Raw genomic sequence first — 14,737 nt, 5'->3', positions numbered from 1 at the left:
TTCAATCGAGCCCGGGAATTCAGTTGACGAAAGGGCCTGATATGAGCCGATGATGCCCATGATGTCGGATTCCTTCATGATCAGAAGGTCTTCGCCATTGAGCTTGACTTCGGTGCCCGACCACTTGCCGAACAGGATGCGGTCGCCGGCCTTGACGTCCAGCGGGACCAGCTTGCCAGCTTCGTCACGAGCGCCGGAGCCGACGGCGATGATCTCGCCTTCCTGCGGCTTTTCCTTTGCCGTGTCGGGGATGATGATCCCGCCAGCGGTCTTGGATTCGGATTCGACCCGGCGAACGACCACGCGGTCATGCAGCGGGCGGAACTTCGACTTTGCCATTTTCGGATTTTTCCCTGGTGCGGATGTTGAGGGGTTTTTGTTAGCACTCGCGATGGACGAGTGCTAACGCGATAGTGAGGTAGGCTGTAATCGGGCACTCGTCAAGACGGACGAGGGCAGGCGAGGAGCTCTGGCCCCCTCCCCGTGGAACCCAACGCATACGCGGCATCCGTGTTGATGGCTGCGAGCCCCACATTTCCATTGAATTCGGCGTCATGACGCCAACTTGCGCGCGCCGCTTCCAAGTCGTCAATCGTGCTGCCGTCAGCACGAACATAGGGCTGCGCTTCACTTCCCGTCGAAGCCGCGGCAAGCAGCGTCGCCGTCAGCACGCTCCTTTGCAGATGCTTGCCAAAGGTGGACAGTGAGCGCACCTGCGCCGGGCTGTTGGTGCGAACGTAAGACGTCATTGACAACTCCTTTTTGCAAGTCGAGCCCCTTCTCCACCTTCGGCCGCCGTCGACGCGAAGAAGTCCGCATCGCGTTGAAGACGAGCTGCGAAAAAGAGAAAGATGTGTTTGATGGCTGCGGCCCCAACGGTGCCTTCAGATTTGAGATCACTTCCGCCGCGAGCGGCTGAAGCTCCTCGCAACGTCAAATCGAATCTGCTGCCAAGCCTCCAGGAAAGGAGAGCATTGCTCATCTCGCGCTTGTGCATGCAGTCAACCTTCGATCCGTGTTGCCACATCAAGAGCAAATGCCGTGCCAAAGCTCACTGGGAAGTGAACGCATGGCTCTCCCTGAAAACCTCACAAATCCAGCATGGTCAATTGTGCGGAACCCGACATGCGTCTTCTGCCACTGTCAGCTTTCGGACAGGCATGACGCGTTTCGCGCCGACCACCGGTCGATCGGTTTTGGGGCCGGTCTGTTCGCCTCATAAGAGCGCGTTACATTGCGTAGCGGTTTCCCGAGCGCCGCCACATGACACTGGACCTGCAGGTAGCACCGGCTTCTCATCCAGCCTTACTTTGGCCCCCTCGCGTATCAAATTCCCGCTGGCGAGCCCTGCTTTCATAGATCGCACCATGCCGGATGTCTGCTCTGGCGCCCGACCCGCTGGCACGATCTCGATCCGGCATAAGGGCGCAGCATCTTTGCAGGCCGTTTCATCCCGGCGTCCTGCTTGGCTGACAGACCGCACTTGGCGAGCGGTCTCCATGCTCTCTCCAAGGACCATCCCTGCGGCTGGCTTGTCGACCTATGGGCGGGTCCGGCCGCCCGAAACCCTCGCGCCATCAGCTTTTTTCCCCGCCGCCTGCGGCGGCTTCCTCGCGCCGCTTCGCTCACAAAAAAGCTGCCCGCTCGGGTCCTTCACTGTCGCTGCGGCCCTGTCGGATTCAGGCGGTCCTGACGCGCCCATTACGGTGCGCCATCGCAGGGGATGGTCCCCGGCGAAACCACAAAAGGAGACTTCGAAATGACCGCGATCGGTTACGTCAACAAGCAGGAAAACGGCGCCTACAAGGGCCAGTTCAAGACGCTCAGCGTCCGCGCCGACATCGATATCGTCCCCAACCAGGCCAAGAGCGCCGATAACCATCCCGACTTCCGGGTGCTTACGCAAGGGGTCGAAGTCGGCGCTGGCTGGATCCGCACCGGCGAGACTTCCGGCAAGGATTATGTGAGCCTGTCGATTGCAGCGCCGGAGTTCGGACCGCGCAAGCTCTACGCCAATCTCGGCCGCGCCGCCGGCCAGGACGATCACGACACCTACGCCATCATCTGGAACCCGGCCGACTGACCGGCCGAGATAAGAGCCTCGCGCCGCAGCCCCGGCGCGGGGCTCATTCCCAGGAGTTCCACCCAAACCCCGTCCGCCCTAAAGGGCGGCGAAAACTCTCCCCCGACTCTTCGCCCGTCCCCGAGACGATCTCCCTCGCCCATCGTCGCCCTCGCTTGTCCGAAGCGAAACGAGGATCATCATGGACGACGAAAACGAACGCGCGGCCCGCGCGAAAAAGGGCAGCCCGTTTCTCAGTACAGCCCAAGCCGCCTTCTATATCGGGCTCTCCCAGCGCACGCTCGAAAAGATGCGGCTCAAGGGCGGCGGCCCGAAATTCCGCAAGCACGGCCGCTATGTCCGCTATCACATCGACGAACTCGACCATTGGTCGAAAGGACACCCGCAGCACTCCATCGCCGGCGATGGCAAGGCCGGTTCCGGCCAGGGCGGCACGGGAGGCCGTTCATGAGGCGGCGCCCTTCCATCCATCTGATCGGCAGCCGCCTGAGGCGTGTTCGAGCCCGTAAGACGGTCGCCTTGGCCGCGGCCGGTCTCGGTCTTTTGGGCTTCACGGCGCTGGGAAAGCCCGCCCCTTGGCTGGTCTGGAACGCCTCGGCCAGCGCGCCGATCGGCCTTTACCGCATCGCTGCGGGAGCGCTGGCGCGTGGCGATCTCGTGCTCGTGCGCCCGCCTGAATACGCGGCGTATCTCGCCGCCGAGCGCAGCTATCTGCCTCGCAATGTGCCGCTGGCAAAACGTCTTGCAGCGCTGCCGGACGATAATGTCTGCGCCTTCAATGACGCCATCATCATCGGCGGCGACATCGTCGCGCGCCGGCTCAAAATCGACGCCGAAGGCCGACCTTTGCCATGGTGGAACGGCTGCCGAGCGCTCGGGGATAACGAGGTTTTCCTGCTCGGCAGCGACAAAAACCGCTCCTTCGACAGCCGCTATTTCGGGCCTGTTCCCACTCAAAATGTCATCGGGAGGCTCGTACCACTATGGACCGAGTGACCCTCCTCTTGTTGGGCATGATCGCCATTGCGCCATGCGCCTGTTCCGCCTCGACCGGCGCTGAGCCGGTCGCCATCTCCCAAAGTCCGCAGCTGCGAAAGTGGCAGACGTTGGTATCGGAAGCAAGCCGGCGCTTCCATATTCCCCAAGCCTGGATCTATGCCGTCATGGCTGCCGAAAGCGGCGGCAAGACAATGCGCGGCGGCCGCCCCATCACCTCCCCCGCTGGCGCCATGGGCCTCATGCAGGTGATGCCCGGCACCTATGAAGAGATGCGGGTCGAACACGGCCTTGGGCCTAACCCCCACGATCCGCGCGACAATATCCTGGCCGGCACGGCCTATCTCAGTGCCATGTATGACCGCTTCGGATTTCCTGGCCTGTTTGGCGCCTACAATGCCGGTCCCGAGCGCTACGACGAGCATTTGAAGCGTGGCAAACCGCTGCCAGAAGAGACCGTCGAGTACCTCGACCAACTCAAGGCGGCCGGAGTTTCGGCGGCCGACATCGAGGCGTTCGAAAGCCAATCTGTCGCTCCAAAGGCGCAAATCGCTCCTCTCGGACGGTCGCTGTTCTTCATTCATGACGGTGTTCACTCAGGCGTGCGAAACGGCGATCTCTTCGTGCCGCTCGGCAAGGACGGCGCGCAGCCGAAGGAGCCGGTGCGTTAGCCATGGCGGACGGGGGCGCGTCTGGCGGGGCTGGGCGCGTACGGCAAGATAAAGGTACCGCCTCCAGGAGGCGGTTAAATCTTTGTCTGCACATCGTTTTTCCGGGAGGCTGCCGCCGGTGCCAAGAGGGTTGGACGTGTAAGTGTCTGATTTTGCTTGATATGTCTGGGAGGCTCGCATTAAGGATGACGAGTTCAGGCCGAAGCTCGGCAAAATCGGGTCGCGCGGCTCGAAGGCCGGCAAACGCTATGCCGGCCAGGTTCGTGCGGCGATCAACCGGGCTGGCGGCCGGCCGCAACGCGGTGGTCGCTTCACAGGAAGCCGGACAGGGCGCGGCGGGGCGGCCGCCGCACTGCTGAAATCGCGCGACCGGTATGCCGCCTTCCGCCAGCGCCGGGTGATCGTCAAGGCGCGGGTCGTCAAGCTCGCCGGCAAGGGCGCGGACGGGGCGCGTGCCCATCTACGCTATCTTCAGCGCGACGGGGTCACCCGCGAAGGTGAACCTGGCGAGCTCTACGGCGCCGACAGCGGCCGCGTCGACGGCAAGGCGTTCATCGATCGCGCGGACGGCGACCGCCATCAGTTCCGCTTCATCGTCGCTGCCGAAGACGGCATCGAGTACGACGACCTCAAGGCGCTGACGCGGCGGCTCATGGCGCAGATGCAGGAAGACCTCGGCACGAAGCTCGACTGGGTCGCGGTCGATCATTTCAACACCGGCCACCCGCACAGCCACATCATCGTCCGTGGCAGGGACGACCGTGGCGAGAACCTGGTCATCGCGCGCGAATATATCTCATCTGGCATCCGCGAGCGGGCGGCCGAGCTGGTCAGCCTCGATCTCGGTCCGCGAACCGACCGCGAGATTGAGCTTCGCCTGCGCCGGGAAATGGAGCAGGAACGCTTCACCAGCATCGACCGTCGGCTGCTCAGCATGCGTGATGATGACGGCCTGGTCTCGCCGGGCGGTCCCGACGCCATTCGCCAGACGCTGCACCAGGGACGGCTGCGCAAGCTCGAGCGGATGGGTCTGGCCGCGGAGGTCGGCGCTGGCTCCTGGCGCCTCGACGATGAGCTCGAAGCCACGCTGCGCCGCACCGGCGAACGCGGCGACATCATCAAGACCATGCACCGCGAACTGACCGGCAAGGGGCTTGCCCGCAGGGCCGCCGACTGGGTGATCCACGATCGATCCGGCGAGCCCGTCCAGTCTCTCGTCGGTCGCGTTGTCGCGCGTGGACTGGCCGACGAGATCAATGACCGCCATTACATGATCGTCGACGCCGTCGACGGTAAGAGCCATTGGATCAACATCGGTAGAGGCGAGGCGATGGAAACGATGCCTAATGGCTGCATCGTGCGTGTCGCGCCAAGGAACACCGAGCCGAGGCAGGTCGATCGTACCATCGCCGAAATCGCCGCCGCGCATGGCGGCCGTTACGACGTCGATATGCACCTGAAGCATGACCCATCCGCCACCGAGAGCTTTGCGCGAACGCATGTGCGGCGGCTGGAGGCGATCCGCCGCGCGACCGGCGGCGTCGAGCGAGAGCCGAACGGCACCTGGCTCATCGCGCCGGACCATCTCGATCGCGTCGCGAATTATGAGGGCCAGCGGGCCAGGGCCGAGCCTGTCGTTGCCGACAAGCTCTCCTCAATGGCGCTGGAGCGACAGGTCAGCTTCAACGGCGCCACCTGGCTCGACCGGGAGCTGGTTGCCGATAGACCCGAGCCTTTGCACGGATCCGGCTTCGGCCGCGACGTGAGAGAGGCGCAAGCTCGCCGGCGGCAGTGGCTGATCGCGCAAGGCCTCGCGCATAAAGAACAGGATGGGATCGTCTATCGAGCCAACATGCTTTCGATCCTGCGCCAGCGAGAACTGAACCGTGTTGCTGGCCAACTGTCGGAGGAACTTGGCCTGCCCTATGCCGAAGCGCGATCCGGAGGACGAGTAGAGGGTACGCTCCGCCGCTCCGTCGAGCTTGCCAGCGGAAAATATGCCGTCGTTGAAAAGTCGCGCGAGTTCACGCTGGTGCCATGGCGGCCGGTGCTTGAGCGCCATGTGGGCAAGGAGGTCTCCGGTGTCGTGAGTGGGGAGGGGATTTCATGGACCGTCGGCCGGCAAAGGAGCGGACCTGGTGTTTCGTGAGATGGTGTACAGCTTTTTAGCCAGCGGCGCGGGCAGCCATGCGAGCCCGCGTAGACCTTATGGCCGCACGCCCGCAATCGGTCGCATGGACCTGCCAGGCGGGGCGGCTTTGGAGCGTTCGGACCCGACACGCTGCGTGAGTGGCCAGACTTCGAGCGCTCGAAGATGCGGACTGTTGTCTGCTGGCCGGCGTTATTCCGGCTGGCCTATGACCGCGGCGCAACAGTTCACCGCTGAAGTTGCCACGGGCGAACATCGACAAGAGAAAAAACACCATTGCGCGTTACAAATCGCCGTTGAAAGCGTTTAGGTTGCATGCGCTTCGCCAAGTAAACGGATACCCCAGAAGAGAGCCATGACCACGGCCCGCCATATCGTGACGCTGCTTAAAAGCCACATTGCCGGCGACGAGGATCGTTTCCTCTCTATCGCGATGCAGCTTGCTGCGCATGAGGCACGTCAAGGCCATGGCAAGCTTGCTCAGGAGCTCAAGGATCTGGTCGACGCAGCCAAGAGCAGGGACGCCCGGATTGCCAAGAGCAGTCGGCCGGTTCCCCTTTTTCAGCCAAAGGGCGAACTCGCAGGCCTCCTGCATGTGCGCTATCCGGACCTGCGACTGACGGACATGATTTTGCCGGACAGTCTGCGCTCGCGCCTGCACCGCGTGCTGGGAGAGCAGCGCCAACAAGCAAGCTTGCGCGAGCACGGGCTTGTTCCCCGTCGCAAACTGCTTCTGGTCGGCCCGCCAGGATCAGGCAAGACGATGACCGCATCGGCATTGGCCGGGGAGCTTCATCTGCCCCTTTTCATGATCGTCCTCGATGGTTTGATCACCAAGTTCATGGGAGAGACTGCCGGAAAGCTGCGGCTTGTTTTTGATGCAATGCAGGCGACGCGGGGCGTCTACTTCTTTGACGAATTCGATGCCATCGGCGCGCGTCGAGGCGAACGCCAGGATGTTGGCGAGATTCGGCGCGTGCTGAATTCGTTTCTGCAGTTTCTCGAGCAAGACGACAGCCACAGCCTGATTATTGCGGCAACAAATCATCCCGAGCTGCTCGACAGAGCTTTGTTCCGCCGTTTCGACGATGTCATCGAATACGCCGTGCCCGATCGGCCGATTATCGAGGCGCTGCTTCGGGCTCGACTCGACCGCTTCGACACCAGAGGGCTTGCCTGGAACGAGGCGATCTCTCAGGCAGAGAGACTGTCGCAGGCCGAGATCACCCGCGCGGCCGACGACGCTGCAAAAACCATCATATTGCGGGGGGGGAAGCGGATCACCTCGGAAGCGCTCATCGACGCTCTGAAGGAACGCCGGCAGGCTTCGCTGTCTGAGTAGCGACAGCACAGATCATAATGGCAGACGATTTTCCGCGCGACCGCGCCCATATCCACCTTCGCAACAACGGCATTCGGGAAGCCTATCGGCGGCCCAACCAACTTATACATGCACCGCCGCTGCCGGCGCGTGATCGGGCGTCGCATGCTGCGGCCTTGACGCAATCCATCGAACAAGCGGTCGAAAGTGCACGCCAGCAGATTGCGGCGCGTGACCCCCAGCTGTCGGTCGGCACGCCTGGCTTTTACCTCGAGATCGATCTGCCCATGTCCGGACGGGCGGCCCTCGACCAGTTGGCCGATCGTCGCCGGCACATGGAGCTGGTCGCCGTCCATGAGCCAACTCAACCCGGTGCTCCCATCACAGCGTCGGTGTTCCTGCCGCAAAGCGCGCAAGCCTATTATTTGCGGAAAGTCGAGGCGTATCGAGACGTTGACACTGACCGCGGCAGACCGCGCAACGAGCCGCTCGTCTCCCGCATGGAGACAGTCAGGCTGGCGACTGCACGATCGTTGTTTACCGACCACGACGACCTCTTCCCCCAGGCCGCTGACGAGCAGGTGTGGTGGGAAGTCTGGCTGCGCGACGGTCGCCGCGAGAACTTCGAGCACATTGCCGAAGCCCTGAACATCACTTTGCGCACGCATGCGGTCAGGTTTCCGGAGCGGGTGGTCATGCTGGCACTCGCCAGCACGGCAATGCTCGACCGCATGATTGCGCACAGCGATGTCGTCGCCGAGCTGCGGCGCGCGAAGGATACGCCGTCCTTCTTCATGGGCCTTGGTGGCGCGGAGCAAAGGGACTGGAGCGACGAGCTTCTCGGGCGCGTCAGACCGCCTCAATCCGATATTGCGGTCTGCATTCTCGACAGCGGCGTACGTCGCACCCACCCGTTGATCGAACCCGCACTTGCCGTTGAAGACTGGCACACCGTCAAACCGGCATGGGGCAGCGACGACACACCTGCGTGGAGCGGCCACGGGACGCGAATGGCAGGTGTCGGCCTGTACGGTGATCTGGTCCCGCTCCTGGTCGGAGGCGATCCAGTTCCATTGCCCTTTCGGCTGGAGAGTGTCCGTATCCTTCCGCCAGAAGACGAGGCAAACGATCCAGAACTCTATGGCGCGATCACCGCGGAAGCGATCGCCCGCGCCGAGGTGCAGGCGCCGGAGCGCCGCCGCGCGATCGCAATGGCTGTGACAAGCGCCAGTCCGGCGCGTGGAAGGCCCACATCGTGGTCTGCCGCTATCGACCAACTCTGTTTCGAAGAGGAGCAGCGACGCTTGATCGTTCTCTCTGCCGGCAACATCGGCGATGACCTCATGCCGGCCGAGCATTTGACGCGCAACGATCTGGAAGCAGTCGATGATCCTTCTCAGGCCTGGAATGCGCTGACGGTCGGCGCTTTCACAGAAAAGGTCGATATCATTGACACCGACTTTGCGGGCTACGCTCCGATCGCGCCGGTCGGCGAGCTCTCGCCGCGCAGTCGCACTTCGGTCGTTTGGGACAGGCAGTGGCCGGTGAAGCCCGAGGTCGTCTTCGAAGGCGGCAATCTCGCCCATGACGGTGTGTTGCCTGGCGAGCCGATCGACGATCTGCAGATATTGACCACTTTCTATCGACCCGAACTGCGCCACTTCACCACCCTCGGAGATACGAGCGCGGCAACGGCCCATGCCGCACGGATGGCGGGACTGATTCTATCAGCGCGCCCCGAGCTGTGGCCTGAAACGGTTCGCGCCCTGATCGTCCACTCGGCCGAATGGACTCCGGCGATGCGCGCACGCATCGATGCGTGCAACGGAGCGAAGGGCGAGATCCAGGCGCTCGTGCGGCGCTATGGTTACGGCGTGCCAGATCTTGGGCGCGCGCTTCTGTCAACGGTGAACGACCTCACGCTTATCGTTGAAGATGAGCTTCAGCCTTTCCAGCGCGAGGGCGGCGCGGCTGCCAAAACGCGTGACATGAAGCTGCATCGCCTGCCTTGGCCGAAGGAGCAGCTCGCGGCGCTCGGCGCTGCCCAGGTCGAGCTCCGCGTCACGCTGTCCTATTTCATCGAACCCAACCCCGGTGAACGCGGATGGACCCGCCGGCATCGTTACGCGTCCCATGGTCTTCGGTTCAGAGTAAAGTCAGCGACCGAGACAGTCGACGAATTCCGAGCCCGCATCAATCAGGCCGCTCGGGACGAGGAGGAAGGGGCGCCTGCTGGAGGCGGAGAAGAGTGGCTGCTCGGCACCTTCCGCGATCGCGGCTCGTTGCACGCCGATTTCTGGTCGGGCAGCGCCGCCGATCTCGCCGAGCGTGACGCGATCGGCGTGTTCCCGGTCGGGGGCTGGTGGAAGGAGAAGCCTTACCTGGAACGCGTCGACGCTCTGGCTCGGTACGCCCTGATTGTGACGATTCGGGCGCCTGGGGTCGATGTTGACATCTTCACACCCGTCGAAGCAGCCCTGACTGTCGAGACGTCGGTCGAGACCTGATGCAGCACTGTCCAAACCGGCCAACAACGGAGGTTTGACCAGCCTCTGGTGCCATGGCGGCTGGTGCTGGATCATCACGTCGGCAACAGGGATCATGCGCGGAGGACGATAGGCCGCCAAAGGAGCGGGCCAAGCGTGTCATAATGGCGCCCATGGTCACGCCCACAAGCCGCGCCCCCTGCGTCTACAGAGAGGTGCGCGTCTGCTTAGGCGGCCGAGACATCGCTTACCTGATCAACGCGCTCGCCGTATTTGCGCCTGTAAGCGGCAATGAAATCGTCGTCGCTACAGATGCAGCGGCCGCTGGAGTCCTTGGCCTTCGGATCGTGCAAGTGAGAGCCAAGGGGGCGCAGAAGATTCACCCGAGTGCTCGTCGTCGGGCTCATGGGAAACCCCGCACTATGTTTGACCAAATCCGCGGCAAGCATAATCCCGGCAAGCACCGACTGAAAGGCCATCGGAACCACAGTTCGAACGCGGCGACTTCCTTCGCTAAGCTGGAACACCAGACCGCCGCAGATAGCCTGCTGATAAAAGGAGCGCAGGGGCTGGCCAACAAACGGGGCTAGCGGTTCAAACGGCACAGCCATCGCTGTAGCCACGCGAACTACAAAGTCGTTGGGAACTCCGGCATTGGTCTGCAGGAGCGTTTTCACCTGCTCGTGTGCTTCCGGTATTCCGAGTTCCTCGGCAATCAGCTGGTGCTCGTCCTTGGATTTTCCGGATGGCAGGTACATGCAACAAAGGCAAGCCTGGCCGTCATCGAAACCATGCCGGGAGATACCGAGATCGTGCTCCTGCGTCCAAGCGTTTGCGATCCATCGCGGCAGTGCACCTTGGACAGCCAGACGGTCGGCGGCGGTGTCAAGCGCCACACCCACTTGGTCGAAGACCCAATTGCCCCGGCGCGCAACATATTCTGCCCACGTCAGAGGGTGCGCCTCGACCTCAAGGGCAGTCGATCTAAGGGCGGTGGCTGCAAGAACCGCTTTGGACATACCAATCTCCGCCTGGCCAGCCAATGCGTAGCGCTGCAGGTTTGAGAGTTCGATCGCTTCGTGATCGATTACATGCAGACGACCTTTGAGATCGGGTTGTCTCGCTAGCGCCCAAAGCGAGCCATGGCCTATCGCACCGAGCCCAACGAGGTGGGTTTCGCCAAGGTCGACTGGGAAGTCGATCGGGCCAGGCTCTCCGGCTTTGGTCTTGTCGTAGCTGCATAGCGAGAGGTCGATGGTTTCGTCCAACTCGGCGCCGGTCAACTGGGCAGCGAAGATAGTTCGAAAGACGTTGGCGGCGCCGAAGCAACTGGCGGCGCCAGCTCCATAAGGCAGCAGACTTGGGCCAGAGCCCACCGGGTCCGTACGCGACAGCTTTGCCGCCCAACCGTCCGATCCCACGAAAAAGATCGGGCACCGGAGTGATGGGCGCGTTACCCCTGCAACGACGCAGACGGTGGCAGACTTGCCGGAACGCCGGATGCCGACTTTTGGATTGATCGACTTTGCCAAGCGCTCCAGCGCTTGGGCTTGAGAGCTCGCCGCGCTGTCCAGCGGGAGTATCGCCAGAACCGGGTAGAGCCTAGCGAGCAATCTCACCGCAAGATCTAGTGTCGCCTGGCCTTCGGCGCAGGAAGCGGCCTGATGGTCGAAGGCGACTGCCACGACCTGCTTTTCAAGAGCTGCTTTGAAGTCTCCCAGATGAAAATCGGCCAGGACCTGAGATGCCGCCGTGGCGGCGCGATCGATGAAGTTAGCGAATGCCATTGTTCAACTCGATATCATGATCATTCGCGACAGTGCCGCGGGAGGGAGCGCATTCCATTTGGCCTTTTCGTCAAGCCGATAGGCGGCGACCCGAGCAAAATCGAAAGGCTCGCGGGCGAAATTCGGCACGACCAGCGACAGACACCCAACCGTGGTAGCAACCGCATAAGCGTCGTCCGTCGTCGAATGGTAGGCGCGGCCCGGATGGCTGTGAATCTGGGCCAAGAGTTTCAGGCCGCTTTTGTAGAGCCAGACATTGAGCCGGTGCAGTTCTTCGGCCGCAACGATCACGCAAACGCCATCGTTTGTCCGAATGTGACGCTGCGCCGGGATAACCGTCTCTGTTACGGCAAAGTGCCGCTCTTGCTGAACGCCGACCCAGAGCGCCATCCCCTCATTGCCCTCGCGACCAACTGAGCGCAGATGCCCATGCGTGGTCGAGATGCAGCCGCGCGGGAGAGTCACGATCGTTACATCTCTCAAACCAGTCATTCTTGTATCGCCTGAGGGGATACCACCATTCCTACGATTGTCGGTTGGAGTTGAATCTGCAACTGCTCTATAGGAACGATTCCGTACTTGATGATCTTGTCCAGGATGAAGGCCAAACAGCCTTCGCCAGAACCCCGATGAAGCAGCCATGGATCACCTGAATGGGCTGGATTGTCGTGGTATTCCCGGACGCCCGCCATGCACAGGAATGGTTCGTCCTCGGGACTGTTGGCCTGGATGAAGTCCGTCAGCGGCACGGCGTTCTGCTGGATGAGAGCTCCTATCATCTCCGGCGGCGTTCCGGGCAGCGGCGGACGTCTAAGCATTTTCAGGTATAGATCTTTCCGGGCAATCGGATGACGCGTAAACGGATCGACGAAGACCACGGACGGTGGTCTTAAGTCGTAGTCGGTGAAGTCGACCTCGCTCGCTGCGCTGACCACCCGTGGCTTTAACTTGGGGCTGGCGAAAATGAAGAAAGCGCGCGGAAAGGTCGCCTCGATCAAGAAGCAGCCCTGAGCCCGATAGACATCAGCATATGGCCGGAACCGGCCGATCTCCCGATCAAACTTCGCTCGGGAGACCTCCGGATCCACACTTTGGTGTTTAGGCACCTGCGACGCCCGCCTTCAGGCTGAGGAACAGGGTCACAGTATTCGGGAAACCGAAGTCGCCAAGCTTCTTGTCGACATCGAGCAAGTTGCCGGCCTCATCCTTGAATTCCCAATTCTCGGCTGGTTGGGCGACATTCTGCGTGTTCTCAAGGGCTTTGGTACGAATGACGTGAAGCGGCTGGTTGGGATTGGCTTCGACCTGCGTGGGCTGGCCGTTCACCACCACCGTGATCTCGATCTTGCCCGGTCCGCCGCCGTGATTATCGCCCTTACCCGAATCCTTCGACATTGTCCTACTCCTGTGGCTTGCCAACCGCCCCACGCCCTGGCGCCCACCTGCGAGTGAGACCGGCGGTCTTCAATCGTTCACCCGGCGCCACGGCCGCGAGTACGCGAAAGACAGGGGATAAGCTACCGAATCGGTGCTTGCTTTCTTTTATGGGTGACTTGAGCCGCAAGTAAATGGTCTCAAATTGCTCCTCACAACTATAATCGATTAGAGCAATGCAAAAATATTGGCGACACGCCTATTCATCTGCTCTCTCACTCGCCTGCTCCGTGCTTGGCAAGGGGAGCTTTGACTGCGTCACGCGTCCCCCAAGCAGCCGATTGCGCCGGCAGCGCCGTAGGAACCGTCGTTCAGAGTCTTCACCACTCAAGCAGCCGCATGGATGCAGCCGACGCTCGTCTCCACAAACAGCGCAAGTGGTGCCTTGTTGGATAAGGTCGCCTCGTCCCTGGTGCAGCATCTGTCGGAACGGGTCCGCTGCGAGACCATGCCTCATCATCGCCCATGCGCAGCAGCCGGCGGTCGATGCTCGTAAGGCGTTCTGCTCATTTCGTGGCGAAGGCGCTGCTCGACTCGCGGACATATGCGGGCACCGAGGCGGAGGCTGACCAGTCGGCGCCGCGTTCGCGGATGTCGCTTGCAATGTGCTCGCGTGCGTTTGCCGCCGGCGACCTTGCCGTCCTCGCCTGCTATGGCGAGCCGGCGCAAGCGGATTGCTCGATACTGCCGGCGAGGCTGCGGGCCGGTCCTAACGGCCGTTCACAAGAGCTTGCATCAGCAACTGGCAATCGGATCGATAACTTCGCGATCGCCGTTATGGCGCGGAGATGCGGTCTCGCCGGGTTGTGGCTGGCGCTTCGTTGTGGGCGGCGCGTCGTAGCCGAGGGAGCAGGGGCGGCGCCATGATCCAGACCGAACGCGCGCTGCAGCAGGTGCTTGAGTGGGGGCGTGCCCTGACCGGTTTCGCGGATGAGCATGCTGAGGAAGCGGTAAGGGGCGGCCAGTATATCCTGCAACGCATTCACCCGAGCCTGCGCGACACCAGCGCCCGCACCGGCCGCGATCCGCAGGACGAAACGCTGATCGTGGCGTTCTATCGCGAACTGGCGCTGCTGTTCTGGCTAGACGATTGCAACGACGTTGGCCTGATCGCGCCGGAGCAGCTCGCCGCCCTGGAGCAGGCGCTGGGGCACGGCGTACCGTGCGTGCTCTCCGGATTCGAGGGCTGCGCTCAGCTGCGCGCTTCGCTGGCTGCGCTCGCTTACGATCGTCACGACTATGCTCGGCTTCTCGACTATACCCGGTGCTACTGCGCGGCGCTGCGCGCCGGACACGCGCAGGCGGCAGGGGCGCGACGCTGGTCTTACGCCGAGTACCTGCACAACGGCATCGATTCGATCGCTTACGGGACCGTGTTCTGTTGCCTGTCGCTGCTGTGGGGGCTGGACATGGCGACCTTGCGCGCGCGTCCAGCGTTTCGCCAGGTCCTGCGGCTCATCTCAGTGATAGGGCGCCTGCAGAACGATCTGCATGGACGCGACAAGGACAGGTCGGCCGGCGATAACGCGGCGATCCTGCTTCTGCAGCGCTATCCGGCTATGCCTGTGGTTGAGTTCCTCAACGACGAGTTGGCCGGCCATACGCGCATGCTGCACCGGGTGATGGCGGAAGAATGCTTTCCCGCGCCGTGGGGACCGTTGATCGAGGCGATGGCGGCGATCCGCGCGCAGTACTACCAGACTTCGACCAGCCGCTATCGCAGCGACGCTGCAGGGGGAGGCCAGCGTGCGTCGGCCTGGACGCGCCGGAGGCGGCGGCTTGGGCGCGCTGCCGTCGGTTCGATCCGACG

General features: G+C 62.4%; 12 protein-coding genes and 2 pseudogenes. 8 read left to right on the top strand and 6 right to left on the bottom strand.

What is annotated here, in order from left to right:
* Window positions 1-45: 45 nt before the first annotated feature.
* Window positions 46-339: pseudogene (gene groES / locus NP503_RS20945) on the bottom strand (co-chaperone GroES); the annotation flags it as partial.
* A gap of 101 nt (window positions 340-440) precedes the next feature.
* Window positions 441-749 carry a hypothetical protein gene (locus NP503_RS20940; RefSeq protein WP_024505643.1) on the bottom strand — a complete coding sequence of 103 codons (309 nt, stop codon included), beginning with the start codon at window positions 747-749 and terminating at the stop codon, window positions 441-443.
* Between the two features lie 1,010 nt (window positions 750-1,759).
* Here NP503_RS20940 and NP503_RS20935 point away from each other — a divergent pair.
* From NP503_RS20935 to NP503_RS20905, 7 genes are all read left to right on the top strand, one after another.
* Window positions 1,760-2,083 carry a DUF736 domain-containing protein gene (locus tag NP503_RS20935; RefSeq protein WP_024505644.1) on the top strand — a complete coding sequence of 108 codons (324 nt, stop codon included), beginning with the start codon at window positions 1,760-1,762 and terminating at the stop codon, window positions 2,081-2,083.
* Window positions 2,084-2,264: 181 nt separating this feature from the next.
* A complete protein-coding gene (locus NP503_RS20930) occupies window positions 2,265-2,534 on the top strand; it encodes an AlpA family transcriptional regulator (protein ID WP_024505645.1) in 270 nt (89 codons plus the stop codon).
* Window positions 2,531-3,079: a S26 family signal peptidase gene (locus NP503_RS20925; protein ID WP_024505646.1), complete on the top strand. Its 549-nt coding sequence runs from the start codon at window positions 2,531-2,533 to the stop codon at window positions 3,077-3,079. The genes NP503_RS20930 and NP503_RS20925 overlap by 4 nt, the downstream gene beginning before the upstream one ends.
* Window positions 3,067-3,750: a lytic transglycosylase domain-containing protein gene (locus NP503_RS20920; RefSeq protein WP_024505647.1), complete on the top strand. Its 684-nt coding sequence runs from the start codon at window positions 3,067-3,069 to the stop codon at window positions 3,748-3,750. The genes NP503_RS20925 and NP503_RS20920 overlap by 13 nt, the downstream gene beginning before the upstream one ends.
* 178 nt (window positions 3,751-3,928) lie before the next feature.
* Complete coding sequence (rlxS, locus tag NP503_RS20915; RefSeq protein ID WP_024505648.1) at window positions 3,929-5,899, top strand: relaxase/mobilization nuclease RlxS; 1,971 nt, start codon at window positions 3,929-3,931, stop codon at window positions 5,897-5,899.
* 355 nt (window positions 5,900-6,254) lie between these two features.
* Window positions 6,255-7,241: an AAA family ATPase gene (locus NP503_RS20910; RefSeq protein ID WP_024505649.1), complete on the top strand. Its 987-nt coding sequence runs from the start codon at window positions 6,255-6,257 to the stop codon at window positions 7,239-7,241.
* A gap of 17 nt (window positions 7,242-7,258) precedes the next feature.
* Window positions 7,259-9,727: a S8 family peptidase gene (locus tag NP503_RS20905; protein ID WP_024505650.1), complete on the top strand. Its 2,469-nt coding sequence runs from the start codon at window positions 7,259-7,261 to the stop codon at window positions 9,725-9,727.
* 206 nt (window positions 9,728-9,933) lie between these two features.
* Here NP503_RS20905 and NP503_RS20900 read toward each other — a convergent pair whose 3' ends face one another.
* From NP503_RS20900 to NP503_RS20885, 4 genes are all read right to left on the bottom strand, one after another.
* Window positions 9,934-11,493, bottom strand: a complete 1,560-nt coding sequence (locus NP503_RS20900) for an E2 ligase fold family C protein (protein ID WP_024505651.1) — start codon at window positions 11,491-11,493, stop codon at window positions 9,934-9,936.
* A 3-nt stretch (window positions 11,494-11,496) separates the two neighbouring features.
* The gene (locus NP503_RS20895) at window positions 11,497-11,883 is read right to left on the bottom strand and encodes a Mov34/MPN/PAD-1 family protein (protein WP_236383243.1); all 387 of its coding nucleotides are present in this window, start codon (window positions 11,881-11,883) and stop codon (window positions 11,497-11,499) included.
* 98 nt (window positions 11,884-11,981) lie between these two features.
* Window positions 11,982-12,581, bottom strand: coding sequence for a putative metal-binding protein (locus tag NP503_RS20890; RefSeq protein ID WP_372958890.1), 600 nt, complete (start codon window positions 12,579-12,581; stop codon window positions 11,982-11,984).
* Window positions 12,582-12,591: 10 nt separating this feature from the next.
* Window positions 12,592-12,888, bottom strand: coding sequence for a DUF2604 domain-containing protein (locus tag NP503_RS20885; RefSeq protein ID WP_024505654.1), 297 nt, complete (start codon window positions 12,886-12,888; stop codon window positions 12,592-12,594).
* A 902-nt stretch (window positions 12,889-13,790) separates the two neighbouring features.
* On the opposite strand from NP503_RS20885, the pseudogene NP503_RS20880 reads away from it, so the two are divergent.
* Window positions 13,791-14,684: pseudogene (locus NP503_RS20880) on the top strand (hypothetical protein); the annotation flags it as partial.
* Between the last annotated feature and the right edge of the window lie 53 nt (window positions 14,685-14,737).

The organism is Mesorhizobium sp. SEMIA396, assembly GCF_024518615.1.
GTDB lineage: Bacteria > Pseudomonadota > Alphaproteobacteria > Rhizobiales > Rhizobiaceae > Mesorhizobium.
This window is presented reverse-complemented; position numbering and strand designations above follow the sequence as displayed.